The sequence below is a fragment of the Acidiphilium cryptum JF-5 genome, assembly GCF_000016725.1.
GTDB lineage: Bacteria > Pseudomonadota > Alphaproteobacteria > Acetobacterales > Acetobacteraceae > Acidiphilium > Acidiphilium multivorum.
In genome coordinates this window covers 2,809,134-2,835,453 of sequence record NC_009484.1, presented here as the reverse complement: position 1 = coordinate 2,835,453, position 26,320 = coordinate 2,809,134, and the positions used below count along the sequence as shown (strand labels likewise).

Sequence of the window (26,320 nt, the reverse complement as noted above, 5' to 3'; positions counted from 1 at the left end):
AACTCATGAATGACAATCGGAATGGCGCCGGAGCTTCGGTTGCCCATGCTGTTCGGCGCGGCGCTGCTTCCCGCACGTCGCGGCCATGCGGAGCATGTCGCATGACCGCTTTACCAGTCGGCGGATGCTTCCATCGTGCTTGTGCCCGTGCCGGTTTCGGTCCGCAGCGCGAGGCCCGTGCCGGTCCGCCGCGCGACGAGCCGGAAGGGCATGAAGTCGAACAGCGGGCTGAGGCCGCGAAACGTGAAATGCCGTGGCGCGGCGCCGCCAATCTCTGCGGCGAAGTCGAGCAGCAGCGTGGCCTGCAGCGGGCCGTGGACGATCAGGCCGGGATACGATTCCGCCTCGCGCGCGTAGGATCGGTCGTAGTGGATGCGATGGCCGTTGAAGGTGAGCGCCGAATAGCGGAACAGCGTCACCGGGCCGGCCTGCATGTCGCGATGCCATTCGGCATCCTCCGGCGGCGGGCCCAGCGGCACGGGTTCGGCAGGTGGCGCACCACCGCCCGCTGCCGCGCGGTAGACGATGTCGTGCCGTTCGGTCAGGGCGAGGCCGCGTGGCGAGACGATCTCGTGATCGACGGCGACGAAGCAGAGCGGGCCGGCGCGCCCCTCCTTGACCACGACATCCGCGATGCGCGAGCGGCGCTCCACCTCGTCGCCCACGCGCAGCCGGTCGGCGAAGCGCAAGGTGCCGCCGGCCCACATCCGGCGCGGCAGCGGCACGGGCGGCAGGAAGCCGCCGCGCGCGGGGTGACCATCCGGCCCAAGGGCGGCGGTGATCGCGGTGGGCGGGGCGAGGCACCAATGGATTGCGAGCGGCGCGGGATCGCCGGCGCGGGGCGCGGGATCGTCGCGGTCGAATGTCGCGGCGAATTCGCGGACGAGGCGGGGGGCGACGGCATCGCGCGCGGTTTCGGTGCGGCCGATCCAGGATTTGAGGTGATTGATATCGAGCGTCATCGTCATGGCGCGGGCTCCGGAGGCGGGGACAATCCGAATTCGGCGAGAACTGTCTCCGTGTGCTCGCCGATCGCGGGGATCGGGCCGTAATCGCGCGCCGCGCCGCGCAGGATCGGCGCCGGCGCGGGCAGCGACACCGGCCCCGCGGCGCTGCCGACCGCGATGCGGCGCAGATGAGGATGGCGGACGAGGGCGGCCATGTCATTCAGTTCGGCGAAGGCGATGCCGGCCTCCGTCAGCCGCGCGATCAGCGCCGCCGCCGGCAGCGCTGCGAAGACCGCGCCCACCGCCGCGTCGGTGTCGTGCCGGTGCCGCACCCGCGCGACGTTGTCGGCGAAGCGGGGGTCCTGCGGCATGTCCGGCATCAGCAGCACGTCGCGGCAGAAGACGCGCCATTCGCGCTCACTCTGGATCGAGATCAGCAGCTGCCGGCCATCCTTGGCAGCAAAAACGCCATAGGGCGCGATCGAGGGATGGGCGAGCCCGACGCGCCGGGGCGGGTTTCCGGCCTCGGTGTTGAGCAGAGGCACAGCCAGCCAGTCAGCCATCACGTCGAACATCGAGATCCGGATATCGGCCCCCTCGCCGGTCCGGCCTCGGGCGATCAGCGCTTCGAGGATCGCGGCGTGCGCGGTGGCACCGGTCGAGATGTCGACCACCGAAATGCCGACCCGCGCCGGCTCGCCCGGCCCGCCGGTGATCGAGGCGAGGCCGGATTCAGCCTGGATCAGCAAGTCGTATGCCTTGCGGTCGGCGAGCGGGCCGTCATCGCCGTAGCCGGTGATCGAGCAGCAGATCAGGCGCGGATGGCGGCGCCGCAATGTCTCGACCGGCAGGCCGAGCCGGTCGAGCGCGCCGGGTTTCAGGTTCTGCACGAGCACGTCGGCCCGGGCGATCAGGGCGGCGAGTTGGTTCACCGCCGCCGGTTGCCGCAGATCGAGCGCCACGGATTCCTTGCCGCGGTTGAGCCAGGCGAAATAGGAGCTGCCGGCGGGCGTGGCCTCGTCGTAGAAACGGGCGAAATCACCTTCCGGCCGCTCGATCTTGATCACCCGCGCCCCGGCATCGGCGAGGCGCGACGTGCAGAACGGGGCGGCGACGGCCTGCTCGATGGCGACGACGAGCAGGCCCGCGAGCGGCAGGTCCGGCATCAGTAGGACCTCGGCAGGCCGAGCACATGTTCGGCGAGATAGGAAAGGATCAGGTTCGTCGAAACCGGCGCGACCTGGTAGAGGCGGGTTTCGCGGAACTTCCGCTCGACATCGTATTCCTCGGCAAAGCCGAAGCCCCCGTGCGTCTGAACGGAGATTTCCGCCGCCTCCCACGAGGCTTCGGCGGCGAGCATCTTGGCCATGTTGGCTTCGGCTCCGCAGTTCTGTCCCGCCTCGAACAGCGCGGCGGCGCGATGGACCATCAGTTCCGCCGCGCGCATCCGCGCATAGGCTTTGGCGATCGGGAACTGCACGCCCTGATTCTGGCCGATCGGCCGGCCGAAGACAACGCGTTCCTTCGCGTAGGCGGTCGCCTTGTCGATGAACCACTTGGCGTCGCCGATGCATTCGGCGCCGATCAGGATGCGCTCGGCATTCATGCCGGAGAGGATGTAGCGGAAGCCCCTGCCTTCCTCGCCGATCAGGTTTTCCGCCGGCACGCGGACATTGTCGAAAAACACTTCGGTCGTCGCATGATTCATCATCGTGCGGATCGGCCGGATGGTCAGGCCCGCCTGCCGCGCCTCGCGCATGTCGAGCAGGAAGACCGAAAGCCCGTCGGTGCGTTTCTGCGCCTGCTCGCGCGGCGTGGTGCGGGCGAGCAGCAGCATCAGATCGGAATATTCGGCGCGCGAGGTCCAGATCTTCTGGCCGTTGACGACATAATGGTCGCCCTCGCGCCGGGCGGTGGTGCGCAGCGCCGTGGTGTCGGTGCCGCTGGTCGGCTCCGTCACGCCGAAGGCCTGCAGCCGCAGTTCGCCGCGGGCGATCTGCGGCAGGTAGCGCGCCTTCTGCGCCTCGCTGCCATGCCGCAACAGCGCGCCCATGATATACATCTGCGCATGGCACGCCGCGCCGTTGCAGCCGGCATGCTGCACCTCCTCGAGGATCGCCGCGGCGGCGGACAGGCCGAGGCCGGAGCCGCCATATTCCTCGGGGATCAGCGCGGCGAGCCAGCCGCCCTCCGCCAGGGCGCGGACGAAGGCTTCGGGGTATGTCCCCTCACGGTCGAGCTCGCGCCAGTAGGCGCCGGGAAAGCCGGCGCAGAGCCGCGCCACTTCGGCACGGATGGCGGCGTGCGGGTCGTCGCCGGAGACGGTCTCTGGATGATCGGCGGGGCCGGCAGACGGACGGGTCAAATGCTTCCTCCACGGTGGGCTATGCAGCGGGCGGCACCATGGACCATGGTATCCCGATCTGAAAATAGCTAAGTCTGCCGCCATTTCCATCCTAACGTCCGCCGGTGCCAAACGTGATTCCTCGCCCCTCCTGCCGCTTCCGCACTGCTCCCGGATCCCGCGCGTGAGCCCGGGGGGGATCGTGCATCCGCTGGTGGCCGGGCTCGACATGACCGGCACGCTGGTCTTCGCGATGAGCGGGGCGGCGCGCGGCGTGCAGGAGCGGATGGACGTGTTCGGCGTTCTGGTGCTCGCCTATGTCACCGCGGTTTCCGGCGGCATCCTGCGCGACGTCATGATCGGCGCGGTGCCGCCGGAATCGGTGGCGAGCTGGCACAATCTTGCCTTGGCGCTGGCCGGCGGGCTGTTCGTGTTCGCCTGTTTCGGCCTGTTCAGGCGGCTATCGCATCCGGTGCTGTTCTTCGATGCGATCGGGCTCGGCGTGTTCGCGGTGGCCGGAACGCAAAAGGCGCTGGACTACGGAATCAACTGGCCGATGGCGGCGATTCTCGGCATGGTCAGCGCGATCGGCGGCGGCATGGTGCGCGACGTGCTGACCATGCGGGTGCCGACCGTGCTGCACGCCGATATCTACGCCGTCGCCGCCCTGGCCGGCGCGCTGGTGGTGGTGGCCGGCGCTGCCCTTGGCATCGCCCAGCCGCTTGCCGCCTGGAGCGGGCTCGCGCTCTGCGTGTTTCTGCGGATGATGGCGATCTATCGGGGCTGGCGGCTGCCGGCGGCGCGCTGACGCCAGGCTCAGGATGCCGGGCGCTGCAATGTCTTGCGATAGGCTTCCGCCTCCCAGCCGAGCAGCGCGGCCTCCTCGTCGGCGCTCAGCACGCTCAACGCCGCACCTGCCGGCACGAGGCGGGCGACATCGGCGATGCAGCGGGCCATTGCCCGGGCGGAGGCCGAGGCATCGCGCCGCAGCAGCGCGCCCGCGCCGGGCACGAGCACGAGCGGTGCGCCGGTTTCGACCCGCTCCGGCACGCCTGGGCCGAGGAAGATGACATGGTCGGGGTAGAGCGAGCCGGCGCGGGCGACGGCGAGACTTGCCGGGTCGGCGCCGAGCGTGGCGATCTCGGGCGGCGCGGCTTCGTAGCCGGAGCCTGCCGCGGCGCGCGCGAGGGCGGCGTCATCGGCGGGCGCGAGCGGGCGCGCCGCGGCGGCGAGCCGGGCGCGCACGGTCTCGATCAACGCCACGGCACCCTCCACCGTTTCCGCACCGACGGTCAGCCCATGATTGCCGAATACATAGATGGCATGGCCGGGCCGCGCCATCACGCCATCGGCCAGCGGCTGGCCAGGGCGGACATAGGGGACGAAGCCCCAGTCGAGCCCCGCGAGCGCGCCGGCGAGCCGGGCTTCGGCATCGGCGCGCACGGCCGTCGCGATGGTCGCAACGCAATGGACGTGCAGAACCACCCGGTGCGGCATCATCGCGTGCATCGCCGTCTCGATCGAGGGGCGCAGCACACCGCCGCCGATCAGGAAGCGTTTCGCATTCTCGACATCGCCACCCTCGCCATAGGCTGCGCGCAGCGCAACGAAATCGACCGGCACCATCACGTCCTGCCGAGCGGCATCCGCCAGCCACTGGCCGGAAGCCTTGATCCACATCGCCCCGCCGAGCTTGATCGAGGTGTTGCCGCCGGCGGCCTGCACCAGCAGCGGGTCGGCGCCGATCCGGGCCGAGGCGGCGACGAGTTCGGCAAGCGCCGGATCGTCCCGGCCGGGCGCCGCGCTCATGCCGCCACCCAGGCGGCGAAGGCCTCGCGCTCGGCGGTGGTCATGTGCAGACCGTGCTTGGTGCGGCGATCCAGATAGTCGTCCGCCTCGCGCGCCCATTCGGCGCGGCGCAGATAATCGGCCTCGCATTCGTAGAACAGCCCGCCGAAATGCCGGCCGAGGCCGGCAAGATCACCCGCAGCACCGATCACGTCGGCGGCGCGGGTGCCGTAGAGCCGCGCGTAGTGATGGGCGAGGGTTTCGGGCAGAAAGGGCTTTGCGCGCCGGAACTCCGCAAGGAACCGGTCGAAATCGGCGCCCTCCATGTCACCGCCCGGCAGCGGTGCCGCGCCGGTCCAGGGGGCCCGCATCGCGGGGAGGAATTTCTGCAGCCGCTCCAGCGCGTGCTCGGCGAGCTTGCGATAGGTCGTGATCTTGCCGCCGAACACCGACAGCAAAGGCGCCTCGCCAGGTTGCTCGTCGATATCGAAGACATAGTCGCGCGTCACCGCCGAGGGGTTCGCCGCCTTGTCGTCATATAGCGGGCGGATGCCGGAGAATTCGGCCACGATATCGTCTTCGGTGAGCGGCCGCTTCATGTAGCGGTTGACAGCGCGCAGCAGATAGGCGCGTTCCGCCGCATCGATCGCGACATCTTCGGCGGCGCCGTCATAGGGAATGTCGGTCGTGCCGATCAGGCAGAGATCGTCCTCATAGGGATTGACGAAGATCACCCGCTTGTCGTCGTTCTGCAGGAGATAGGCCTGCGGACCATCCCAGAACTTGCGGACGACGATGTGGCTGCCCTTGACCAGGCGCACCTTCGCCGGCGTGTTCAGCCCGATCACGCCCTGCATGACTCCGGCAACCCACGGACCAGCGGCGTTGACCAGGACGCGGGACGTCACCGCTTCCGTCGCGCCATCGGCGGCGCGCAGGGTCACGTGCCAGACCCCGCCCTCGCGCCGGGCCGAGGCGGCCGCGGTGCGCGGGCGCACGGCGGCGCCGCGTTCCGCGGCATCGAGCGCGTTCAGGACGACCAGCCGCGCGTCATCGACCCAGCAATCGGAATATTCGAATGCCCTGGCGTAGTCCGCGCGGATCGGCGCGCCCTCGGGCGCGCGGCGCAGGTCGAGAGCTCGGGTGCCGGGCAGCTTCTGGCGCCCGCCGAGATGATCGTAGAGAAACAGGCCGAGGCGGATCATCCAGGCCGGGCGCTGCTCCGGGCTGTGCGGCAGCACGAAGCGCATCGGCCAGACGATGTGCGGCGCGGCGCGCAGCAGCACCTCGCGCTCGATCAGCGCCTCGCGCACCAGGCGGAACTCGTAGTATTCGAGATAGCGCAACCCGCCATGCACGAGCTTGCCCGAGCGCGACGACGTGCCCTCGGCGAAATCGCCCTTCTCGCAGAGCAGGGTTTTCAGGCCGCGGCCGGCGGCATCGCGGGCAATGCCCGCGCCGTTGATGCCGCCGCCGATGACCAGGAGATCGTAGTCCGCATTCATGCGGCATCGGCTCCGGCGTCATCCTGCAGGCCGTAGCCGGAGAACTGGGCCAGCGTTGCGTCGATGTCGGCGGCGCTGAGGATGTGCGGCTTGCCAAGCACGAGCGCGTGGTAATACTGCCGCGAAATGGTTTCGAGCTCGACCGCGCGCCACATCGCCTTGTCGAGATTTTCGCCGAGCACGATCATGCCGTGATTGGCGAGCAGGCAGCCCATGCGTCCTTCCAGCGCCTTCAGCGCATGCACCGAAAGCTCCTTGGTGCCGAACGTGGCATAGGGCGCGCAACGCACATCGACCCCGCCAAAGGCCGCGACCATGTAGTGGCAGGCCTCGATGTCCCGCCGGGCGATGGCGAGCGTGGTCGCGAAGGTGGGGTGGCTGTGGACGATCGCGTTCACTTCAGGCCGGGCGCGCATGATGTCGAGATGGAAGCGCCATTCGGTCGAAGGTTTCAGCTTGCCCGTCCAGGCGCCGTATTCGCCCTCGATCGGCATGGCGGCGATCATGTCGGGCTCGATCAGGTGATAGGGCGTGGCGGAGGGCGAGATCAGCATCGTGTCGCCGTGGCGGACGCTGATGTTGCCGGACGTGCCCTGGTTGATGCCCAGCGCGTTCATCTGCTGGCAGGCGGAGATCAGGGCCTTGCGAAGGTCGAGGTCGCTCATGTCGGGGGAGCCTTTCAGTCTTTGTCTGTTAACGGGACGTCAGCAGGGATTGAGCGGCGGCTCGCCGGCGAGAAAGCGGCGCAGTTCCTCGGCGGCGGCCTCGGCGGCGATCGTTACGGTCTTCACCGAGGCGCCGGCGATGTGCGGCGTCAGGGTCACGTTCGGCAGGTCGAGCAGGCCCCAGTCGGCCGGGACCGGTTCGATGCCGAATGTGTCGAGCGCCGCGCCCGCGAGATGGCCGCGCCGCAGCGCGTCCTCGAGCGCCGCATAGTCGAGCAGCGGGCCGCGCGCGGTGTTGACCAGATAGGCGCCTGGCTTCATGACCGCGAGGCGGGCGGCGTTCATCATCCCGGTCGTCTCCGCCGTCACCCGCGGATGCAGGGTGACGACATCCGATTCGGCCAGCAGCGTTTCCAGCGAGGCCGGCGCGACACCATCGGCAAGATCCGCCGCAGCGAGCCCGACATAGGGATCATGCACCAGGATGCGGCAGCCGAAGGGCTTGAGCAGGCGGACGACGCGGGTGCCGATCTGACCATAGCCGATGATGCCGACGGTCATTTCCGACAGCTCGCGGCCGGTGAGGTCGGCGCGGTAGAGATCGCCGCGCCAGTCGCGCCGGCGCAGCGAATCGTGCCCCGCGCCGATCAGCCGGGTCTGCGCGAGGATGGCGCCGATGGTGAATTCGGCAACGGCGCTGGCATTGCGGCCCGGCGTGTTGACGACGCGGATCTGGCGCAACCGGGCGGCTTCCATGTCGATATTGACCGGCCCGCCGCGCGATACCGCGATAAGCCGCAGATGCGTCATCCGCTCCAGCATCTGCGCGGAAACCGGGGCGAGATGAGTGACGAGGATTTCCGCATCGCCCACGAAGGCGGCGATCTCGTCCGGATCACCCTGGTATTCCTTCAGCCCGTCCATGCCCGGCTTCGCATAGCCATGCTCCATCGGCTCATCCGGCCAGGGCAGCGTCATCGAGCGAAGCGCGAGCGCATCGCCGCAGCGCGCCGCGATGGCGCGCGCGAACATCTCGGGACGCATGAAATTGTCACCGATCACGGCGCAGTCGCGTTTCTCAGCCGCCATGAAATTTCTCTCCGAACGAAGCAAACCGGTGCCAGAAGGGCGCGTTGGCGAGTCTGGCCTCCTGATAGATGGGGAGTAGCCCCTCGTAGCGCGCCATCAGCGCCGGGTCGGGCAATTCGGGTTCGCCGAGCAACGGCGCAATCCAGGCGCGCGCGCAAGTCGCAAGGTCGGGCATGATGCCGAGCGAGACGGAGGCGATCATCGCCGCCCCCAGCGCCCCGCTGCCGTGTTCCTTGACGATTCGCACCTTGCGGCCGAGCATCGCGGCGAAGATCTGCCGCATCGCCGCCGAGCGCGACGCGCCGCCGGTCAGGCTGATGATCTCGGGCGCGCCGCCGATCGCCGCATAACAGTCCGCCGCCGCGAGGGCGAGGCCTTCATAGATGCTGCGCATCATGCCGGGCAGGTCGAGCCCGCGGCCGATGCCGGCGAGGCTCGCCCTCGCCCGCGCATCGGTGAACGGGCCGCGCTCGCCGCCGGCCGAGATGTAGGGGTGCCAGACCGCAACCGCCGGTGGGGCCGCAGGCACCGCGGCATCGAGGGCTGCGAGGAGGGCGGCGGAATCCGGCTCCTGCCCGGCCAGACGCAGGGCCTGCCCGGCAATGCCGACCAGCCAGTCGATATTCAGCGTCGCCGCCAGGGTGGATTGCAGCAGCGCCGTCTTGCCCGGCACCGGGAAGACCATGCGGTAGCCGCTCAGCGGCGCATCGGCCGGGCGTTCGAAATCATCGTCGGCGAGGCGGATGTTCATGCCCGTGCTGCCGATGATCGAGGTGCCGGAATCGGCGTCGATCCCGTAGAGACCGGCACCAAGGGCGCTGCACAGCACGTCGACATAGCCGAGCACGACCGGCGTGCCGGCCGGGATGCCGAGCCGGGCCGCAGCATCGGCGGATAGCGGGTGATGCGTCGTCACCCCATCGACGATCGGTGGCAGCTTGCCGGCCTCGGGACGCAGGCCGAATGCATCGATCACCGTATCGGAATAGGCGCGGCTTCGCCACGAGCCGAAGGTGAAGCAGCCTTCGGAGGGGTCGGTCGCGCGGGTGCCGGTGAGGCGGAAATAGAGCCAGTCCTTGCAGTGCAGGGCGGTGGCGGCGCGGGCGAGCTGTCCGGGCCGGTTCGCGCGCAGCCACAGAAGCTGGCCGGATTGCTGGCAGGCGGCGGGACCGGTGCCGGATTCGGCGAAGATCGCGCGCCCGCGGGCATCGGCGCGGATATCCTCGATGATCGCGCCCGCCCGCGCATCCAGCCAGAGCAGCGCGGGGCCGACCGGCGCGCCGGCGGCGTCGATCAGCCAGGTGCCGTCACCCTGCCCGGTGACCGCGAGGCCGACCACCTCGGCGCCTTCGAGCCGGGCGACGAGGCCGGCGATCACCGCCGCGGCGGCGTCCCAGGTCGCCTCCATGTCCTGCTCGACACCGCCACGCCCGTCCTCGACATAGTGGTTCTGCCTTGATTCGAGGGCCACCGGCCGGCCCTCGATGTCGAAGGCAACGGCCTTGAGCACCGAGGTTCCGGCATCGAGCGCGACAATCACCTGCTTTGTCATGACACGGCTCCATGCGCGAGCGCGATACCGCTCGCCTTGTCGAACACATGCAGATCGGCGGGATCGAAACCGAAGGGCACGGTGCTGCCGAGACGCGCGCCGAAGCGCTCGGGATGAATGCCGATCAGCATCCGCCCCGCCGCCTCGATCGCGACATGCGCCTGATCACCGAGCCACTGGTTCGAGACGACCTCGCCCTGGAACGCCCCGGTGCCGAGATGCAGCCGGTGGGGCCTGAGGCCCAGCACCACGTCACGGCCCGGCTCGATCCCCGGAGGCAGTGGCGCGAGAATCCGCAGCGCCACCGCGCCGGCTTCATCGAGCGCCTCGAACCCCTGCGCGGTCGCGCGGCCCGGCAGCGTGTTCATCGGCGGCTCACCGAAAAAGGTGCCGACGAAGAGATTGGCGGGCCGCTCGCGCAGATCCGCCGGCGAGCCGAACTGCTGCAACACGCCGGCTTCCATCACCGCGATCCGGTCCGCCATCGCGTTCGCCTCGCCCTGGTCGTGGGTGACGAGAACGGCGGTGTAGCCGCGCTCCTTGATGCGCGCCTTCACCCGGCCGCGCAGCACGGCGCGCAACTGCGGCTCCAGCTGGCCCATCGGCTCGTCGAGCAGGTGCAGGTCGGCGCGGCGGATCAGCGCCCGGGCAAGCGAGGCGCGTTGCTGCTGGCCGCCGGACAGCCCGTTGGGCTTGCGGCCGAGGATCGGGCCGATTTCGAGCAGGTCGGCCACCTCGCGCACTTCCTGTTCCACCGCCGCCTTGTCCCGCCGTTCGCCGCGAAGGGCAAAGCCGATATTCTCGGCGATGGTCAGCGGCGGATAGAGCGCGTAGCCCTCGAACGCCATGGCCACGCCGCGGCGGGCGGGGGGCAGCGTGTCGATCCGCCTGCCGGCCAGATTGATCGTGCCGTGGCTGACCGTTTCGAACCCGGCAACCATGCGCAGCGTCGAGGTCTTGCCGCAGCCGGATGAGCCGAGCAGCGCGATGATCTCGCCGTCCGCGATGTCGAGATTCATGGTGCGGACGGCGTGGACGGGATGGCGCGAACCCTCGCCGTAGATCTTGTCGACGTTTTCGAGAACGAGACTCATGCGCTCACCTCCTCGGCGACCGGGGATGTCGCGACCGCGAGGCCGCTCGCCGCGTCGAACAGCGTGCCCGCCCCGGGGGCGATGCCGACATGAAGTTCCGTCGCGGCGGGTGCGGCGGCCTCGCTCGCCACCAGTTCGGTGCCGTCCGCCAGGCGCAACAGGACGATCTGCCGCTCGTTCATCGGCGTTACCGCGAGCACACGGGCCGGCACGCGGCCAGGGCTGCCGACGTCGTGCAGCGTGACCGCCTCGGGGCGGACTCCGAAAACCGGCTCGGCCGGGGATGCCGCGGCAAAACCGAAAGCGAGACCCGCGACGTTCACCCGGCAGCCGCCGCCGGCAGCCACCCCGCGCGCGGGGATCAGGTTCATCGGCGGATCGCCGAACAGCCGCGCGACCGCGATCGTCGCCGGATTGTCATAGACCTCCGCCGCCGGCGCGCACTGCACGATTGTGCCATCGAGCAGCACGGCGACGCGCTCGCCCATCGCCATCGCCTCGCGGAAATCCTGCGTCACATAAACCGAAGCCGTTTCGCGCGCGGCAAGCAGGCGCGGCAGCTCGATCCGCATCTCGTAGCGCAGCTTGGCATCGACGTTGCGGAGCGGATCATCGAACAGGATCAGCCGCGGCTCGCCGACCAGCGCGCGGGCCAGCGCCGTGCGCTGTTTCTGCCCGTTGGAAAGCGCGCGCGGCGCATGGTCGAGCACATGGCCGATGCGCAGCAATTCCGCCACCGCGTCGACGCGGCGCGCGATCTCCGCCGCATCGCGCTTCTGCGCCCGCAGCGGACTCGCGATGTTCTCGCGCGCCGACATGTGCGGATAGAGCGCGAAGTTCTGGAAGGCGACGCCGATATGCCGCGCTTCGGGTGCGGCATCGGAAACATCCCGCCCCTGCAGCAGCACACGGCCGCGCGCATTCGGCTCAAGCCCGGCGATCGCGCGGAGCATCACCGTCTTGCCGACGCCGGACGGACCGAACAGAACGACCCGCTCGGACGGCGCGACATCGAGCGCGACATCGCGGAGCACCTCGTGCGTGCCGAACCGGACCGACAATCCTGAAACCGAGAGCGCGCTCATCCCTTCACCGCCCCGAGGCTCAGCCCCTCGACCAGCCAGCGCTGCGCGTAAAGCGCGATCGCGAAGGTCGGAATGATCGACAGCACGACAGCCGCCGCTATCTGACCGTATTGAATGCCCGACGCGGTGACGAAGGCGAGCGCCCCGACCGTGACCGGCTGCTTCGAGCCTGACGCCAGCACCAGCGCGAAGATGAAGTTGTTCCAGGCGAAGATGAAGGAGAGCAGGCCCGCCGCCGCGATGCCCGGCCCCGCCAGCGGGATCGCGATCTTCACGAAGCCGCGGAACCAGGAATGGCCGTCCACCCGGTAGGCATTCTCGATGTCCGGACTGACATCCTCGAAATAGCCGCGCACGATCCAGAGGATCAGCGGCAGGGTGATGAGCTGGTAGATCCAGATCAGCCCGGCATAGGTATTGTCGAGGCCGATCTGCTGGAACTCGAGCGAGAGCGGCAGAAGCACGAGCAGCGGCGGCGCGAATTTCAGCGAGAGCAGCGTGAAGGCCATGTCCTCCCCGAGGCGGAACTTGAAGCGCGCGAAGGCATAGGCGGCGGGAACGCCGAGGATGAGCGCGAGCACCACCGAACAGGACGACAGCAGGAACGAGTTGAACAGGTTGTGCATGAAGGCGATGTTCAACTGGCCGACGGAGGTGCTGAGCCGGCCGGTGATCAGCGCGATGTAGTTCGAGAGCGTCGGGCTGAAGACCAGCTTCGGCGGCAGCGAGAGAATCTGCGAATTCGTCTGCAACGACATGACCGCGATCCAGAAGATCGGAAACATGAAGAACAGGACGATGAGCGTGAGAGCGGCGCCACGAAGCAGCCGCAGGGAGCGGTCATGCACCGGCATGGTTCCTTTCCCGCATCTTGTGCCATTGATTGACGAAGAGCTTGGAGAGCACGAAGGTAATGGCCCACAGCACCATCAGGATCGCAGCCGAACGGCCGACATTCGTGTTCTGGTAGAAATCGACATAGGCGCGCACCTGGAACACCATCAGCGCATTGCCAGGCCCACCCTGCGTCATGCCGTAAACGATCGAGAATTCCTGGATGGCCGACAGCAGGCGGAAGAGCGTCGCCGTGATGATGTAGGGCATCAGCATCGGCAGCGTGATCCGGAAGAAGACGAAGCGCGCGGGCACGCCATCGAGCCGGGCGGCCTCGAAAGGCTGGGTCGGCAGCGAACGCAGCCCGGCGAGCAACAGGATCATGATGAACGGGGTGTTCACCCAGATATCGATCAGCACGACGCTGAACATGGCCGTGCTCGGGTCGGAGGCCCAGCGGAAGCCGGTGAACCCAAGTCCGTTGACGATCCAGGCATAGACCCCGAAATTCGGATTGGTCATCAACTTCCAGATCAGCGAGGCGATGACCGGCGCCACCATCAGCGGCAGCAGCAGCGCGACCGAGATGATATTGTTGATGCGTGTGCGCTCGCGCAGCAGCATCGCGATTCCGAGGCCGAGCAGAAGTTCGAGAATGACGCTGGCGCCCATGTAGATCATGGAAACCGCGATCGTGTGGAGAAAGTCGGAACTTGTGAAGAGATCTATGTAGTTGCCGATCCCCACGAAATGCCGGCCGGCCGGAAACGCCATGTTATAGGCTTCCAGGCTGTAATACGCCGCCGTGAAAAACGGGACGAGAATGCCGATGCAGACGAGCAGCGCCGGCAGGCTGAGCAGATAGGGCAGCACCGTGCCGCGCCGGGTGACGCGGGCAGGATGCGTTTGCCCATCAATGACGGTCTCGGACATCGAGCTCTGTTCCGCTGGAGGATAGGGAGTGGCGCGGCACGACGGGAGCCGTGATCATGCCGCGCCGGCGCCTTCAGATTCCGGCGCTCTTCATTTCGTGATCGATATGCGCGGCGAGCTTGTCGAGGCCCTCATCAACGCTGACCTCCTTGGCGACCATGCGCTGCAGCGCCGCCGCCCACTCGGTGGTGACATTGAAGAAGAGCGGCTGCGGGGTGAAGTAGATCTTGGCGTCGGGCAGCGATTTTTCGAATGCGCTGTAGAAGCCTGGATAATTCTTGTCGAGCCGCGCCTTGAAGGCGGGATCCTTCCAGGTGGTTTCACGCACGGGATCGACAAGCTGCTTCTTGACGCCGCCAAAGATCCCGAAATTCTTGCCGCTCGCCCACTGGATGAAATACCAGGCGGCATCCTTCTGGTGCGAGAAGCTGCTCATCGCCAGCGACCATATCCAGACATTGGAGGTGGAGTGGTCCATCTTCGGATTCGGCACGAAGGGCGCGTAACCGATATGGCCGGATTCCTTGTTGCCGGGACCGTTCTCGAAGAAGCCGATGATATTGGCATCGTAGATCATGCCGCAGCGGCCGGCGCCGAGATCCTGCGCGACTTCGTACCACGTATAGGTCGCCCAGTTCTTTGGACCGCATTTCTGGATCATCTCGACCCAGAGCTTGTTCATCTCCTTGCTCTGCGCGGAATTGACGACGGATTTCATGCCCTTCGCGGAAACGTCGAAATCCTTCGCGCCGTAATTGGTGTAGGCCGAAAGATAACCGGGATGGATCGTTGCCCAGGACCGGCTGCCACGCACGGAGACACCGTAGGCGCCGCCGGCATCCTTGGTGATCTTCGTGCCGATCTCGATCATGTCCGGCAGGTTCTTCGGCGGCTCCAGCTTGAGCTTGTCGAAGATACGCTTGTTGTAGCTGATGTTGTAGAGCTCGAACCCGAGCGGTATCGCCCATTGCTTGGCGTTCTTGCTGCCCAGGGCCTCACCCGGCTTGCCGGACCACGCATCGGACTTGCGGAGATTTTCGATGATGCCGTTGAAGTCGTAATTCGGCGCGGTCTTCGACGAATCCTTGAGGTATTCGTTCATGTCGACAAGCCATCGCGCCGGGCCATATTGCCAGGTCTGGTAGGCGCCGGTCATCAGCACGTCGTAACGGTTCGAATGCGAGGAGAGTGCCGCCGTCACCTTGTCGAAATACACGTCTTCCGGAAAGATGTCGTACTCCACATCGATCCCGGTCATCGCCTTGAAATGCGCGAGGTCGGCGATCATCGCGTCGGCATAGGGATGCTTGTTGAGAAGCAGGCGCAGCTTCTTGCCCTTGTGAGCCTGCCAGTTGAAGTCCGCGGCCATCGCCTGCGTGACTGCCCCGCCCAGGGCGAAATTCACGGCAGCGGCACCGACGCCGAGCGCGCCCGCACGCCGCGCGAAATCGCGGCGAGAGATGTTGCCGTTCACGAAATCGGCGGCCAGATCCTTGATCTTGTCAGTCATTGGTCCTCCCATTCTCTGGTCTGGTCCTCGGAGGTGTCCGGCGACGACATGTCGTCGGCAAGCGCCGAGGCAGTTTCTTCATCGGTAATGAATGCCGTAACGATGCCGCTCTTCAGTGCGGCATCGATCGCGCGGCGCTTGGCAGTTCCACCCGCCATCGCGATCACTTCGCGGCCGCGCATCACCTCGGGATCGATGGCGATGACACGGTCCTGCAATTCGGTTTCGACGCGCTGGCCCGCAGCATCGAAAAAGGTGCCGAGTAGTTCGGCCACGGCGCCATCCCGCCGCGCAGCGGCGAATTCAGCTTCGAGCACCATGCCGCTCATCCCGAGAAAGGCCGATGGCTTGACCTCGCCGATGCCCAGCAGAAACAGCCCCGCATCCGCCGCGAGACGGAACGCGTCGGCGACGCCGCGCTGACGAAACAGCACGGCGCGGTCCTCCGGCGTGTTGGCATAGAACGGAACGGGCGGCAGATAGGCGGCAGCGCCCGTCTTCTGTGCAAGGGCATGAACCACGTCGAACGGATTGGTGCCGACGCGGCGCGGCACATCACCAAGCACGGAGACCACGGTCAGTTCGGGAAACGGCACGGCTTCGAGATGATCGACCGCCGCGGCAACCGTTCGTCCATGGCCAACACCGAATACGGTGTGGCGGCGGGTTTCGAATACTTCGGCGAGATAGTCGGCGCCGGCACGCCCGAGTGCGGAAAAAAGCCCCTCGGGGTCGGGCGGCGTCGGCACGACCCGGCAGAAATCGAGCCCGTAGCGTTCGGTAAGCCGCCGCTCGAGCGTCACACAGGACGCAACCGCACCGCCGATCGAGATACGGACAATGCCGCTCGCCATCGCCCGCGCGATCAATCGCTGGACGCGCGTCTGCGGCATACCCAGCGCGGCACCGATTTCCGACTGGGTCATCGAGCACTCGTAGTAGAGCCACGCCACCCTTGTGGCGAGTTCCATATCGTCGTTGCCCAATCGTCGGCTGGACCGTGCCACCGCGCTTCCTCTCCTGAATAATTTTGTATCGACACGGAGAAATATTCGGTTTACAGACGTTGTCAACGGAAATCGTCGCTGCGACGCAGCAAGAAATTGTGTATACGCGTGCAATGCCGGATATATCCTGAGAAAAATGCTGAAATATTCAACGTTGAATATTCAAAATGACAATTAGGCAGAGATTCGGAGGGAACGGCAAAATGGATGAGGTGCCGGATGCGGGGCGGCTCTTGGTCGGGGTCGATCTCGGGACCTCGGGCGTGCGCGCCATCGCGATCGATGACAGCGGCACGATCGTCGCCGAGGGTCGTGCCGCGATCTCCGCCACACGTCGCCGCGATCCTGCCTCGATCTGGTCCGCCGTCACCTCCGCGCTCGACATGCTCTGCGCGGCGCTGGACCCGCGCCGCATCGCGGCCATCGCGGTCGATGGCACCTCCGGCACGATCATTCCTACCGACATGTCAGGCGCGCCGATCGGCCTGGCCACGCTGTATAATGACAAGGCCGAAGCCGCTTCCGTCGCGCGCGTCAGCGCTGCCGCACCGGAAGACAGCCCGGCGCGCGGACAATCCTCCCCCCTCGCGCGTATGCTCGACCGCGCTTCCCTTCCGGGCCTCGCCGGCTTCCTGCACGAGGCGGACTGGATCGCCCACCGTCTCGGCGCGCCGCATGGCGTTTCGGATGCCAACAACGCGCTGAAATCGGGATACGATCCGCGCGCCGGCCGCTGGCCCGGGTGGATTGCGGCCACTGGCCTCGACCTCGCGTTGCTGCCCAGCGTCGTCGAGCCAGGCACCCCGGTGGGCCATGTCGGCGCGGATATCGCCACCCGCTTCGGCTTTTCACCCGAGGCCCGCCTGGTCGCCGGCACGACCGATGGCTGTGCATCCTTCCTCGCCACCGGCGCCGACACGGCGGGCGACGGCGTTTCCGCCCTGGGTTCGACGCTGACGGTCAAGCTGCTGTCGGAACGTCCGGTCTCCGCGCCCGCCTTCGGCGTCTACAGCCACCGCCTGCTCGGGTGCTTCCTGCCGGGCGGTGCATCGAATGCCGGCGCCGCCGTACTCGCCCGTTTCTTCACGTCCGACCAACTCGCGGCACTCTCGACGCGCATTGATCCGGCGCGGGATTCGGGACTCGACTACTATCCCCTGCCGAGCCCCGGCGAGCGCTTTCCGGTGAGCGATCCGGCGCTGCCGCCCCGGCTCGAACCGCGGCCGGACGACGATGCCCGCTTCCTCCACGGGCTGCTCGAAGGCCTCGCGCGGATCGAGGCGGAGGCCTATCGGCGTCTGGCCGAACTCGGCGCGCCGCCGGTTCGCCGGATTTTCAGCGTCGGCGGCGGGGCTGCCAATCCGGTCTGGACCGCACTGCGCGCCCGGATCATCGGAGTCGAGGTGACCGCCGCAACCCACACGGAAGCAGCCTATGGCGCGGCCCGCCTCGCGCGACACGGAGTCGCCACATGACGATCCGCGCCATCTCCGGGCTCGCCGCTCTCGCGGATGCGGCGGATGCCTTCCTGATCGACCAGTTCGGCACGATCCACGATGGCGAAACGCCCTATCCCGGCGCGATCGAAACGCTGCGGACGCTGCGCGCGGCGGGCAAGCGCGTCATCCTGCTGTCCAATTCAGGCCGCCGCGCGTCGAACAACATCCACCGTCTCGCCGCGATGGGCATCACCGCTGACTGCTTCGATGCGTCACTATGCTCCGGCGAGGTCGCCTGGCAGGTGCTGCGCGCGGCGCCGCCGGCATATCTCCGCCGCCGCTGCCGGGTACTGCTCTTCGCCCGCGATCCGGCGCTCGACATTCTGGAGGGCTTCGACATCGCGCCGGTCGAAACGGCCGAAGAAGCCGACCTGGTGATGATCGCCGGATCGGAAGCCGACCGCCATGGCTACGATGCGCTTTGGTCACGCATGGCGCCGGCGGCCACGCGCGGGGTGCCGGCGATCTGCACCAATCCCGACCGCCTCATGCTCGCGGGCGGCCGGCTGCATCCGGGCGCCGGCGCCCTGGCGGAGGCCTACCAAGCTGCGGGAGGAACAGTGCGCTGGTTCGGCAAGCCTCATGCCGACGTCTACGACGCCGCCCTCGCTCTGTTGCCCGGCGTTCCCCACGCACGCATCTTCGGCGTGGGCGACAGCCTCGAACACGACATCGCCGGCGCCGTCGCGGCGGGTTGCCGGGGGCTTCTGGTCCGCACCGGGATCATCGACGGGCTCGACGACGCGGCCCTGCGCGTCGAAATGCGACGGTTTTCGACCCTGCCGGACGCCGTCGCCCCGCGCTTCGCATTCTGAGGCTGCTCTACGTGCCGAGCCGCGCCTCCAGCGCCTCGATCCGGCCGCGCTGGGCCGCGAGTTCGCGATGCTGATGGAGCAGGAGTTCGAGCAGGGCGGCGATCAGATCGGTATTCACCGGCCCGGAATGCGGCCGGCGGCCAAGTTGCGGCGGCACGCCGCCCCGGCGCGGCGCGAAGCCACAGAGCGGGATCAGGGCCTCGTTCCGCGCGTCGTATTCGCCGGCGATCGCGGCGGCGGCCTCATCCGTCAGGTCGATCAGGCACGGATCGACCGGATGGAAATCCCTCTGGTAGACGCCTGCTCTGGCAAGCAGTTCGATCAGGTCGCCGGCAAGGTGCGGCTCGTCGTGCTGGTCGCCGATCAGTTTGGTCAGCACATGCGCCGTATACCCGGGCGTCGGGTGCGCGCGGTCGCCCACCAGCATCCCCTCGATGCCGGCAACGGACGCAAAATCCGCCACGGCGTCGATGCCCGGTTCATAGGGCCGGACGATCACCTCGGCGGGTGAGGCCGCCTGCCGCCAGCGGGTGACAAGGGCGGGATAATCCAGAAGGGCGGCTGATTCGGCGCGATAGCGCTCGAAGTCGATCACCCGGCCCGGCGTCAGCTTGTCCTTCACGCACCATTGCAGATAGGCCGAGACCAGCCAGTCGAGCTGGTGGCGAAGATAGAGCACGATGCGGGCGCAGCCACCGGCAGTGGCGAAGTCCGCCGCAAAGGCGCCAACGGCGTCCCAGGCCGAAACCAGCGCCTCATTGCTCCAGATGATTTCGTTGCTGAGCGTCAACATCTCGTTGCCGGCATCGAAAATCCGCCCGAGTCGTGCCGCGAAACCCGGCGGATCAACGCCGAGCAAATGGGCGAACTCGTCCGCGCCGGCGAATCCGCTGCCGCCCATCGTCCCGGAGAGCAGCCAGTGGTCGCAGCAGAACACACCGCGGCCACGCAGCGCCGGGGCCGCGGCGCGCAGTGCGTTCTGGATCGCTGTCGTCCCCGTCTTGCCCATGCCGACATGCAGGGTCAGCGTCCGCATCAGGCGTCCCGGCGACGCGGGTGATGATCGCGCCAGAGCTTGCGTGCATACCAGGCGGCAAAGATCAGGATGGCCAGCCCGGTGAGTAGGGTGAAGCCATGCATGAACGACTGCAGGCGCGGTGAGCTGTCCCAGGCGCGCCCGAGCCTGAGTCCGGCATAGGCGAGGCCCAGGCACCAGGGCAGCGAGCCGACGAAAGTGTAGAGCTGGAACGTCCAGAAATTCATCCGTGCGATGCCGGCCGGCAGGGCGATATAGGTGCGCACGATGGGCAGCATGCGGCTGACCAGCACCGTGACCGCGCCGAATCGCGCGAAAAACCGCTCGACCAGCACGAGTTCACCCTGATCGAGCAGGATGTACCGCCCCCAGCGCTCGACCAGCGGCCGCCCGCCCACATAGCCGACCGCCCAGGCGACCGTGGACCCGAGATTGCAGCCGATCGCCCCGGCGAGCGCGACCATCCAGAGATCGAACCGCCCGGTCGAGACCAGGTAGCCGGAAAACGGCAGGATGATCTCGGAAGGCAGTGGAATGCAGGCCGATTCCAGGGCCATCAACCCCGCGACCCCGGCATAGCCGAGGGCAGAGATGACGCTGGTGATGAAATGTGCGAGCGCGGCGATCAATCGGCGAGGCCGGCGAACAGGGCGGTGGAGAGATAGCGCTCGCCATAGGAGGGGATGATCGCGACGATCAGCTTGCCCTCGGTCTCGGGACGCCTGGCCACCTCGATCGCCGCATGCAGTGCGGCGCCGGAGGAAATGCCGACCATCAGCCCCTCCTCGCGTGCGGCGCGACGGGCCATCTCAAGCGCCTGGTCGTTGGTCACGCGCACAACCTCGTCATAGACGCTGGTATCAAGAATATCGGGCACGAAGCCGGCGCCGATCCCCTGGATCATGTGCGGCCCCTTCTCCCCGCCGGAGAGGATCGCCGAAGCGTCCGGCTCGACCGCGACACAGCGGAACGAGGGCTTGCGCTGCTTCAGCACCTGACCCGCCCCTGTGATGGTGCCGCCGGTGCCGATGCCGGCAACCAGAATGTCCGCCGTGCCATCGGTATCGCGCCAGATTTCCTCGGCGGTAGTGCGACGATGGATTTCCGGATTGGCCGGATTCTCGAACTGTTGCGGGACAAAGAAATTGGGGCCGGACGCCGCGATGGCCTTCGCCTTCGCGATTGCCCCGCCCATGCCCTCGGCACCCGGAGTCAGCACCACCTCGGCGCCGTAGCCGCGCAGCACCGCGCGGCGCTCCTTGCTCATCGTCTCCGGCATGGTGAGGATGCAGCGATAGCCCTTCGCCGCGCAGACCATGGCGAGCGCGATGCCGGTATTGCCCGAGGTCGGCTCGACAATCACGCTGTCCGCGTTCAGCAACCCGTCGCGCTCCGCCGCCTCGATCATGGCAACGCCGATGCGGTCCTTCACCGAATTGGCCGGATTGAAAAATTCGAGCTTGGCGAGGACTGTGCCGGGCAGACCGGCGGCGAGGCGGTTGATCCGCACCAGCGGGGTGTTGCCAACCAGTTCGGTGGCGTCCTTGGCGATCTTCATGTGCTGCCTCCCTCGAAACGAACGATCCCCGGTCCGCAAGCGCGGCCGGGGATCGTTGTAATGAAGAAGCGCGCGGCGCGAAAGCCGCGCGGCTCTTCGCGCGCGATCAGTTGCGGGTCTTGTCGACCAGCGCGCCCTTCTTGATCCAGGGCATCATGGCGCGCAGCTTCTCGCCGACCTCCTCGATCGGGTGCGCGGCGTTGGCGCGGCGCATCGCCTTGAAGTTGGTCTGGTTCACCTTGTTCTCGAGCATCCAGTCGCGGGTGAAGCGGCCCTTCTGGATATCGTCGAGCACGCGCTTCATCTCGGCCTTGGTCTCCGGCGTGATCATCCGCGGACCGGTGACGTATTCGCCATATTCGGCGGTGTTCGAGATCGAGTAGTTCATGTTGGCGATGCCGCCCTCATAGATGAGGTCGACGATCAGCTTCACCTCGTGAAGGCACTCGAAATAGGCCATTTCCGGGGCATAGCCGGCTTCGACCAGCGTTTCGAACCCGGCCTTGATGAGCTCGACAAGACCGCCGCAGAGCACGGTCTGCTCGCCGAACAGGTCGGTCTCGCACTCTTCCTTGAAGGTGGTCTCGATGATGCCGGCGCGGCCGCCGCCGATCGCCGAGGCGTAGGACAGCGCGATGTCGAGCGCGTTGCCGGAGGGGTTCTGCGCGACCGCGACAAGGCAGGGCACGCCGCCGCCGCGCTGGTATTCGCTGCGCACCGTGTGGCCGGGGCCTTTCGGCGCGATCATGAACACGTCGATATCCGCGCGCGGCTCGATCAGGTTGAAATGGATGTTGAGGCCGTGCGCGAAGGCGATCGCGGCGCCCGGCTTCAGGTTCGCGGCGAGGCTGTCGCGGTAGAGGTCGCCCTGGCCTTCGTCCGGCGTCAGGATCATCACCACATCGGCCCAGGCGGCGGCCTCTTCCGGCGTCATCACCCGAAGGCCGGCGGCCTCGGCCTTGGCCACCGCGGCCGAGCCCTTGCGGAGTGCTACGACAAGCTCCTTCACCCCGGATTCCTTGAGGTTCAGGGCATGGGCATGGCCCTGGCTGCCGTAACCGACCACGGCGACCTTCTTCGCCTTGATCAGATTCACATCGGCATCACTGTCGTAATAAACGCGCATTGCAAGCCTCCCTCGGGCGCTGGGTAACCGATCCGGCGGATCGAATGGGGGAAAACACGCCGCTTGGCAACCACCCCGGCGCAACATGGCTGCCGTGAAACCGGGTGCTGCCGCAATTTTCGGCGTCCTGCGTGAGCCCCGCCCGCACGAAATCGGACCGGGTCGGCGCCGCGTCAGCCGAAAAGATGCGCGATATCGTGCCAGGTGACGAAGATGATCAGGCAGACCAGGAGTGCGGCGCCGAATTGCAGCGCGACTTCCTGAACCCGGCGCGGCAGCGCGCGGCCCGCGGCGGCCTCCGCCGCATAGAACAGCAGATGGCCGCCATCGAGCACCGGGATCGGCACGAGGTTGATCAACCCGAGATTGACCGAGAGCAGCGCCATGAAACTGACGAGATCGGCGAGGCCATGCGCCACCGCCTGGCCCGAGATCTGCGCGATCCGGACCGGGCCGCCGAGCTGATTCAGCCCCTTGTGCTGGTCAATCAGCTGCCAGAGTCCGTGCAGCGTCGCCGCCGTCGCCTGCCAGGTCACGGCAACGCCGCGAACGATCGCCTGCGGCGGCGACAGCCGGCGCATTTCCACATCGGCCCCCTCGATGCCGAGCCGGCCGATTGTCTTGCCATCGATCTTCGCGGTGCCGAGGGTGAGGTTCAGGCTGTGGGTCTCGCCGCTTCGCGTATAGCTCAGCGCGATCCTGCCATCTGGGTGCGCCGCGACCACCGCGCTCAGCTGATCAAAGGTGCCGATCGGCTGGCCATTCATGCTCACGACCCGGTCGCCCTTCGCGAGCCCCGCAGCGGCTGCCGGCGAGCCGGCCATCACCTTGCTGATGACGGGCAATACGGTCGGCACGCCGGCCGTGGCGAAGACGCCGCTGAACAGCACGATCGCCAGCAGGAAATTCGCCGCCGGGCCCGCCGCCACTACCGCGGCACGGGCCGAAAGCCGCTTCGAGCCGAAACTGCCGGGGTCGGCCGCACCGGCCTGTTCTGCGCCGAATTCGGCCCAGCCTTTCATCCGCACATAGCCGCCAAGCGGGATGGCGGAGATTTTCCAGACCGTGCCGTGCCGGTCCGTGCGGGAAAAGAGCGCCGGACCGAAACCCAGCGAGAACGCCTCGACCGTCACGCCGCGCCAGCGCGCGACGAGATAATGCCCGAGCTCATGAACGGTCACCAGCACGCCGAGCACGACGATGAAGCCGAGAGCGGAACGGAGGAAATCGATCATGGAACCTTCGTGTCGTCAGCCGTGGGAGTGGCCTTGGAGATATGGGATTGCGGCCACCGGGCGACAGGGGTCACGCCGCGCGCGGGTCGGACTTCGCGCGCAATTCCGCCTCCGCCATGGCGCGCGCTTCGGCATCGAGGGCAAGCACGGCCGCGAGATCGCCGATCGGGGGCGCGCCGAGGCGCTGCATGACCCGTTCGACCACCGCCGTGATGTCGAGAAAGCCGATCCGCCGGCGCAGGAACGCCTCAACCGCGATCTCATTCGCGGCGTTGAGCACCGTCGAGGCGCCATGGCCGGCTTCCAGTGCCTCGCGCGCAAGACGGAGCGCCGGGAAGCGCACCGGATCGGGGGCAAGGAAGTCGAGCCGCGCCGCGGCGGCGAGGTCGAGCCGGGGCGAGGAGGTCGCGAGGCGCGCCGGCCAGGCCAGGGTGTGGGCGATCGGGATGCGCATGTCCGGCGCGCCCATCTGGGCCAGCACCGATCCGTCGCGATAGCAGACCATGCCATGCACGATCGACTGCGGATGCACCAGCACCTCGATCTCATGCGGCGCGAGGCCGAAGATGCGCGCGGCCTCGATCACCTCCAGCCCCTTGTTGAAGAGGGTGGCGGAATCGATCGAGATCTTCGCACCCATCGACCAGACGGGATGCTTCAGCGCGGTCTCCGGCGTCGCGTCCTTCATCTCGTCGAGGCTTGCTTCCCGGAACGGGCCGCCCGAAGCGGTGAGGATGATCTTTTCCAGAGCGGCGCGGTTGCCGTCGGCGAGCGACTGGAAGATGGCGTTGTGTTCGGAATCGACCGGCAGCAGCGTCGCTCCGCCGGCGGCGATCGCGGCAAGGAACACGTCGCCGGCGGAAACCAGCGCCTCCTTGTTGGCGAGCGCGATGGCCCCACCGTTGCGGGTCGCGGCGAGTGTGGGTTCGAGGCCGGCGGTGCCGGTGATCGCGGCCATCGTCCAGTCGGCCGGCTCGGCGGCGGCGGCGATCACGGCGGCGCGGCCGGCCTCGGCGCGGATGCCGCTGCCGGCCAGCGCGTCGCGCAGGGCGGGGAAGGCGCTCTCGTCAGCAATGACGGCGATCTCGGCGTGCAGCGAGCGCGCCTGTTCCGCGAGCAGGGCGGCGTTTCGCCCGGCGATCAGCGCACGGACCCGATAGTTTTCGGGATCCGCCTGCAGCAGGTCGATGGTCTGGGTGCCGACGCTGCCGGTCGAGCCGAGGATCGTGACTGTCTTCACCGCCATAGCGGTACCCCTCCCTGGGCAAGCAATGCAAGGACGGCGGCGACCGGGGCTGCGGCGAGCACGCCATCGAGCCGGTCGAACAGGCCGCCATGGCCGGGAATCGTGCGGCCGGAATCCTTGACGCCGAGCCGCCGCTTGAGCGCGCTTTCCGCAAGATCGCCCGCCTGCGAGACGATGCTGATGATGGCACCCGGCAGGATTGCGGCAGGGGACCTTGCCACGAGCAACCCGGCCGCGACACCGATCACGAGGCCGCCAACCGCGCCGCTCACCGTCTTGCCCGGCGAGATCGCCGGGGCGAGCTTCGGCCCGCCCGCCAGCCGGCCCACCGCATAGGCCCCGATATCGGTCATCCAGACGACGACAAGCAGGAACAGCACGTCGATGAGCCCGCCCGGCCGATCGCGCAGCCAGGCCAGCGCCGCGCCGGGAACCGCGGCGTAAACGACACCGGCGAGCAGGAAGCGCGGCCGCGCGGCGGATACGATGTGACGGCTCAAACCAGCCCATTCCCACATTAGTCCGGCGAAAAGCAACACGAGCAGCACCGCCCAGACGAGACCGCCCCATGCCAGTGCACCGAGGGCAACCGGCACGAGAACGGCGGCGGACGCCGCGCGAAGGCCGAGATCGTGAAAGCGCCGGGACCTTTCGCCGGACGTCGGGGGGGACTCCGGCACGCTCATGGCCCTTCGCCGTCCGGCGGTGCGTCAGCCGGGCCAGGCCGGGCGCCGAAGCGGCGTTCCCGACGGGCATATTCGGCAATCGCGCGGCCAAGATTGGCGGCGCCGAAATCGGGCCACAGCGCATCGTCGAACACCAGTTCGGCATAAGCGGCCTGCCAGAGCAGGAAGTTGGACAGGCGCTGTTCGCCGCTGGTGCGGATCACAAGGTCGGGGTCGGGCATGCCGGCGGTGGAGAGATGGGCGGCGAAGATGGTCTCATCGACCGTCGTGGGGTCGAGCGTTCCCGCCATGGCGGCCTCGGCGATGCGCCGCGCCGCCGTCGCGATCTCGGCGCGCGCGCCGTAGGATAGGGCGATCACCAGGTTGAGCTTGCGGTTCGCCGCAGTACGGGCTTCGGCGTCGGCGAGTTCCGCCTTCAGCGAGGAACCGAAGCGGTCACGCTCGCCGATGATGTGAAGCCGCACCCCGGCCTCGGCCAGTTCACGCAGTTCGGAGCGCAGGTAGTGGCGCAGCAGGAAGGTGAGATCGGTCACCTCCTCGACCGGCCGTCGCCAGTTTTCCGAGGAAAAGGCGAACAGCGTAAGCCATTCGACGCCGTGGCCGATCGCCGCCTCGATGGTCCGGCGCACGGCTTGCACCCCCTCGCGGTGTCCGGCCGCGCGGGGCAGGCCGTGCCGCGCGGCCCAGCGCCCGTTGCCGTCCATGATGATGGCAATGTGGCGCGGTACCGGCGGCGGTGGAACCGGAGGCGGGGCGGACATCGGGC

General features: G+C 67.8%; 25 protein-coding genes. 3 read left to right on the top strand and 22 right to left on the bottom strand.

Annotation, left to right across the window (positions count from 1 at the left end):
* Positions 1-110: 110 nt before the first annotated feature.
* Genes ACRY_RS15400 through ACRY_RS15390 form a run of 3 tightly spaced genes read right to left on the bottom strand, consistent with a single transcriptional unit; the run spans position 111 to position 3,312 of the window.
* Positions 111-968, bottom strand: a complete 858-nt coding sequence (locus ACRY_RS15400; RefSeq protein WP_012040155.1) for an FAS1-like dehydratase domain-containing protein — start codon at positions 966-968, stop codon at positions 111-113.
* Positions 965-2,113, bottom strand: coding sequence for a CaiB/BaiF CoA transferase family protein (locus tag ACRY_RS15395; protein WP_012040154.1), 1,149 nt, complete (start codon positions 2,111-2,113; stop codon positions 965-967). The genes ACRY_RS15400 and ACRY_RS15395 overlap by 4 nt, the downstream gene beginning before the upstream one ends.
* Positions 2,113-3,312, bottom strand: coding sequence for an acyl-CoA dehydrogenase family protein (locus ACRY_RS15390; RefSeq protein WP_050751125.1), 1,200 nt, complete (start codon positions 3,310-3,312; stop codon positions 2,113-2,115). The genes ACRY_RS15395 and ACRY_RS15390 overlap by 1 nt, the downstream gene beginning before the upstream one ends.
* A 163-nt stretch (positions 3,313-3,475) precedes the next feature.
* Between ACRY_RS15390 and ACRY_RS15385 the strand changes: the two genes are divergently transcribed.
* Entirely contained in the window at positions 3,476-4,099 is a 624-nt protein-coding gene (locus ACRY_RS15385; RefSeq protein WP_007422638.1) for a trimeric intracellular cation channel family protein, read from the top strand.
* 8 nt (positions 4,100-4,107) lie between these two features.
* Here the strand turns inward: ACRY_RS15385 and ACRY_RS15380 are convergent, their stop codons facing one another.
* The 11 genes from ACRY_RS15380 to ACRY_RS15330 form a co-directional block, all read right to left on the bottom strand.
* The gene (locus ACRY_RS15380; protein ID WP_012040151.1) at positions 4,108-5,100 is read right to left on the bottom strand and encodes a class II aldolase/adducin family protein; all 993 of its coding nucleotides are present in this window, start codon (positions 5,098-5,100) and stop codon (positions 4,108-4,110) included.
* Positions 5,097-6,584, bottom strand: coding sequence for a glycerol-3-phosphate dehydrogenase (locus tag ACRY_RS15375; RefSeq protein ID WP_012040150.1), 1,488 nt, complete (start codon positions 6,582-6,584; stop codon positions 5,097-5,099). Before ACRY_RS15375 ends, ACRY_RS15380 begins: the two co-directional genes overlap by 4 nt.
* Positions 6,581-7,249 carry a class II aldolase/adducin family protein gene (locus tag ACRY_RS15370; protein WP_007422608.1) on the bottom strand — a complete coding sequence of 223 codons (669 nt, stop codon included), beginning with the start codon at positions 7,247-7,249 and terminating at the stop codon, positions 6,581-6,583. Before ACRY_RS15370 ends, ACRY_RS15375 begins: the two co-directional genes overlap by 4 nt.
* Before the next feature lie 39 nt (positions 7,250-7,288).
* On the bottom strand, positions 7,289-8,338 hold the full coding sequence (locus tag ACRY_RS15365; RefSeq protein ID WP_007422609.1) for a 2-hydroxyacid dehydrogenase: 1,050 nt from the start codon (positions 8,336-8,338) through the stop codon (positions 7,289-7,291).
* Positions 8,328-9,890 (bottom strand): FGGY-family carbohydrate kinase, encoded by a 1,563-nt coding sequence (locus ACRY_RS15360; protein WP_012040149.1) that lies wholly within the window; start codon positions 9,888-9,890, stop codon positions 8,328-8,330. The genes ACRY_RS15365 and ACRY_RS15360 overlap by 11 nt, the downstream gene beginning before the upstream one ends.
* The gene (locus ACRY_RS15355; protein ID WP_007422611.1) at positions 9,887-10,984 is read right to left on the bottom strand and encodes an ABC transporter ATP-binding protein; all 1,098 of its coding nucleotides are present in this window, start codon (positions 10,982-10,984) and stop codon (positions 9,887-9,889) included. The genes ACRY_RS15360 and ACRY_RS15355 overlap by 4 nt, the downstream gene beginning before the upstream one ends.
* A complete protein-coding gene (locus ACRY_RS15350; protein WP_007422612.1) occupies positions 10,981-12,069 on the bottom strand; it encodes an ABC transporter ATP-binding protein in 1,089 nt (362 codons plus the stop codon). Before ACRY_RS15350 ends, ACRY_RS15355 begins: the two co-directional genes overlap by 4 nt.
* The gene (locus tag ACRY_RS15345; protein ID WP_012040148.1) at positions 12,066-12,923 is read right to left on the bottom strand and encodes a carbohydrate ABC transporter permease; all 858 of its coding nucleotides are present in this window, start codon (positions 12,921-12,923) and stop codon (positions 12,066-12,068) included. The genes ACRY_RS15350 and ACRY_RS15345 overlap by 4 nt, the downstream gene beginning before the upstream one ends.
* Positions 12,910-13,836 carry a carbohydrate ABC transporter permease gene (locus ACRY_RS15340; RefSeq protein ID WP_007422614.1) on the bottom strand — a complete coding sequence of 309 codons (927 nt, stop codon included), beginning with the start codon at positions 13,834-13,836 and terminating at the stop codon, positions 12,910-12,912. Before ACRY_RS15340 ends, ACRY_RS15345 begins: the two co-directional genes overlap by 14 nt.
* Before the next feature lie 73 nt (positions 13,837-13,909).
* Complete coding sequence (locus ACRY_RS15335; protein ID WP_012040147.1) at positions 13,910-15,346, bottom strand: ABC transporter substrate-binding protein; 1,437 nt, start codon at positions 15,344-15,346, stop codon at positions 13,910-13,912.
* On the bottom strand, positions 15,343-16,353 hold the full coding sequence (locus ACRY_RS15330; RefSeq protein ID WP_012040146.1) for a sugar-binding transcriptional regulator: 1,011 nt from the start codon (positions 16,351-16,353) through the stop codon (positions 15,343-15,345). Before ACRY_RS15330 ends, ACRY_RS15335 begins: the two co-directional genes overlap by 4 nt.
* 203 nt (positions 16,354-16,556) lie before the next feature.
* On the opposite strand from ACRY_RS15330, the gene ACRY_RS15325 reads away from it, so the two are divergent.
* Together ACRY_RS15325 and ACRY_RS15320 are read left to right on the top strand one after the other, a co-directional pair.
* A complete protein-coding gene (locus ACRY_RS15325) occupies positions 16,557-17,828 on the top strand; it encodes an FGGY-family carbohydrate kinase (protein ID WP_012040145.1) in 1,272 nt (423 codons plus the stop codon).
* Complete coding sequence (locus ACRY_RS15320; RefSeq protein ID WP_012040144.1) at positions 17,825-18,667, top strand: TIGR01459 family HAD-type hydrolase; 843 nt, start codon at positions 17,825-17,827, stop codon at positions 18,665-18,667. Before ACRY_RS15325 ends, ACRY_RS15320 begins: the two co-directional genes overlap by 4 nt.
* Positions 18,668-18,674: 7 nt before the next feature.
* On the opposite strand, the gene ACRY_RS15315 is transcribed toward ACRY_RS15320, so the two are convergent.
* The 8 genes from ACRY_RS15315 to uppS all read right to left on the bottom strand — a co-directional run bounded on the left by ACRY_RS15315 (position 18,675) and on the right by uppS (position 26,315).
* Entirely contained in the window at positions 18,675-19,703 is a 1,029-nt protein-coding gene (locus tag ACRY_RS15315) for a hypothetical protein (protein WP_012040143.1), read from the bottom strand.
* Positions 19,703-20,332, bottom strand: coding sequence for a DedA family protein (locus tag ACRY_RS15310; RefSeq protein WP_007422620.1), 630 nt, complete (start codon positions 20,330-20,332; stop codon positions 19,703-19,705). The genes ACRY_RS15315 and ACRY_RS15310 overlap by 1 nt, the downstream gene beginning before the upstream one ends.
* Positions 20,329-21,261, bottom strand: coding sequence for a cysteine synthase A (gene cysK / locus ACRY_RS15305; protein WP_012040142.1), 933 nt, complete (start codon positions 21,259-21,261; stop codon positions 20,329-20,331). Before cysK ends, ACRY_RS15310 begins: the two co-directional genes overlap by 4 nt.
* Positions 21,262-21,367: 106 nt before the next feature.
* Positions 21,368-22,387, bottom strand: coding sequence for a ketol-acid reductoisomerase (gene ilvC, locus ACRY_RS15300; RefSeq protein WP_007422622.1), 1,020 nt, complete (start codon positions 22,385-22,387; stop codon positions 21,368-21,370).
* 173 nt (positions 22,388-22,560) lie between these two features.
* The gene (gene rseP / locus ACRY_RS15295; RefSeq protein WP_012040141.1) at positions 22,561-23,622 is read right to left on the bottom strand and encodes an RIP metalloprotease RseP; all 1,062 of its coding nucleotides are present in this window, start codon (positions 23,620-23,622) and stop codon (positions 22,561-22,563) included.
* Positions 23,623-23,692: 70 nt separating this feature from the next.
* Positions 23,693-24,868 (bottom strand): 1-deoxy-D-xylulose-5-phosphate reductoisomerase, encoded by a 1,176-nt coding sequence (gene dxr / locus ACRY_RS15290; RefSeq protein ID WP_012040140.1) that lies wholly within the window; start codon positions 24,866-24,868, stop codon positions 23,693-23,695.
* Positions 24,859-25,554, bottom strand: a complete 696-nt coding sequence (locus ACRY_RS15285; protein ID WP_007421640.1) for a phosphatidate cytidylyltransferase — start codon at positions 25,552-25,554, stop codon at positions 24,859-24,861. The genes dxr and ACRY_RS15285 overlap by 10 nt, the downstream gene beginning before the upstream one ends.
* Complete coding sequence (gene uppS, locus ACRY_RS15280; RefSeq protein WP_007421639.1) at positions 25,551-26,315, bottom strand: polyprenyl diphosphate synthase; 765 nt, start codon at positions 26,313-26,315, stop codon at positions 25,551-25,553. Before uppS ends, ACRY_RS15285 begins: the two co-directional genes overlap by 4 nt.
* Positions 26,316-26,320: the final 5 nt, after the last annotated feature.

Coding starts and splice junctions, on each gene's coding strand:
- ACRY_RS15365 (WP_007422609.1), bottom strand. CDS start 8,338: ATGGCGGCTGAGAAACGCGACTGCGCCGTGATCGGTGACAATTTCATG.
- ACRY_RS15285 (WP_007421640.1), bottom strand. CDS start 25,554: ATGAGCGTGCCGGAGTCCCCCCCGACGTCCGGCGAAAGGTCCCGGCGC.
- ACRY_RS15350 (WP_007422612.1), bottom strand. CDS start 12,069: ATGAGCGCGCTCTCGGTTTCAGGATTGTCGGTCCGGTTCGGCACGCAC.
- cysK (WP_012040142.1), bottom strand. CDS start 21,261: ATGAAGATCGCCAAGGACGCCACCGAACTGGTTGGCAACACCCCGCTG.
- ACRY_RS15320 (WP_012040144.1), top strand. CDS start 17,825: ATGACGATCCGCGCCATCTCCGGGCTCGCCGCTCTCGCGGATGCGGCG.
- ilvC (WP_007422622.1), bottom strand. CDS start 22,387: ATGCGCGTTTATTACGACAGTGATGCCGATGTGAATCTGATCAAGGCG.
- ACRY_RS15360 (WP_012040149.1), bottom strand. CDS start 9,890: ATGACAAAGCAGGTGATTGTCGCGCTCGATGCCGGAACCTCGGTGCTC.
- ACRY_RS15340 (WP_007422614.1), bottom strand. CDS start 13,836: ATGTCCGAGACCGTCATTGATGGGCAAACGCATCCTGCCCGCGTCACC.
- ACRY_RS15370 (WP_007422608.1), bottom strand. CDS start 7,249: ATGAGCGACCTCGACCTTCGCAAGGCCCTGATCTCCGCCTGCCAGCAG.
- ACRY_RS15325 (WP_012040145.1), top strand. CDS start 16,557: ATGGATGAGGTGCCGGATGCGGGGCGGCTCTTGGTCGGGGTCGATCTC.
- ACRY_RS15335 (WP_012040147.1), bottom strand. CDS start 15,346: ATGACTGACAAGATCAAGGATCTGGCCGCCGATTTCGTGAACGGCAAC.
- ACRY_RS15315 (WP_012040143.1), bottom strand. CDS start 19,703: ATGCGGACGCTGACCCTGCATGTCGGCATGGGCAAGACGGGGACGACA.
- dxr (WP_012040140.1), bottom strand. CDS start 24,868: ATGGCGGTGAAGACAGTCACGATCCTCGGCTCGACCGGCAGCGTCGGC.
- ACRY_RS15395 (WP_012040154.1), bottom strand. CDS start 2,113: ATGCCGGACCTGCCGCTCGCGGGCCTGCTCGTCGTCGCCATCGAGCAG.
- ACRY_RS15355 (WP_007422611.1), bottom strand. CDS start 10,984: ATGAGTCTCGTTCTCGAAAACGTCGACAAGATCTACGGCGAGGGTTCG.
- uppS (WP_007421639.1), bottom strand. CDS start 26,315: ATGTCCGCCCCGCCTCCGGTTCCACCGCCGCCGGTACCGCGCCACATT.
- ACRY_RS15375 (WP_012040150.1), bottom strand. CDS start 6,584: ATGAATGCGGACTACGATCTCCTGGTCATCGGCGGCGGCATCAACGGC.
- ACRY_RS15380 (WP_012040151.1), bottom strand. CDS start 5,100: ATGAGCGCGGCGCCCGGCCGGGACGATCCGGCGCTTGCCGAACTCGTC.
- ACRY_RS15345 (WP_012040148.1), bottom strand. CDS start 12,923: ATGCCGGTGCATGACCGCTCCCTGCGGCTGCTTCGTGGCGCCGCTCTC.
- ACRY_RS15400 (WP_012040155.1), bottom strand. CDS start 968: ATGACGATGACGCTCGATATCAATCACCTCAAATCCTGGATCGGCCGC.
- rseP (WP_012040141.1), bottom strand. CDS start 23,622: ATGATCGATTTCCTCCGTTCCGCTCTCGGCTTCATCGTCGTGCTCGGC.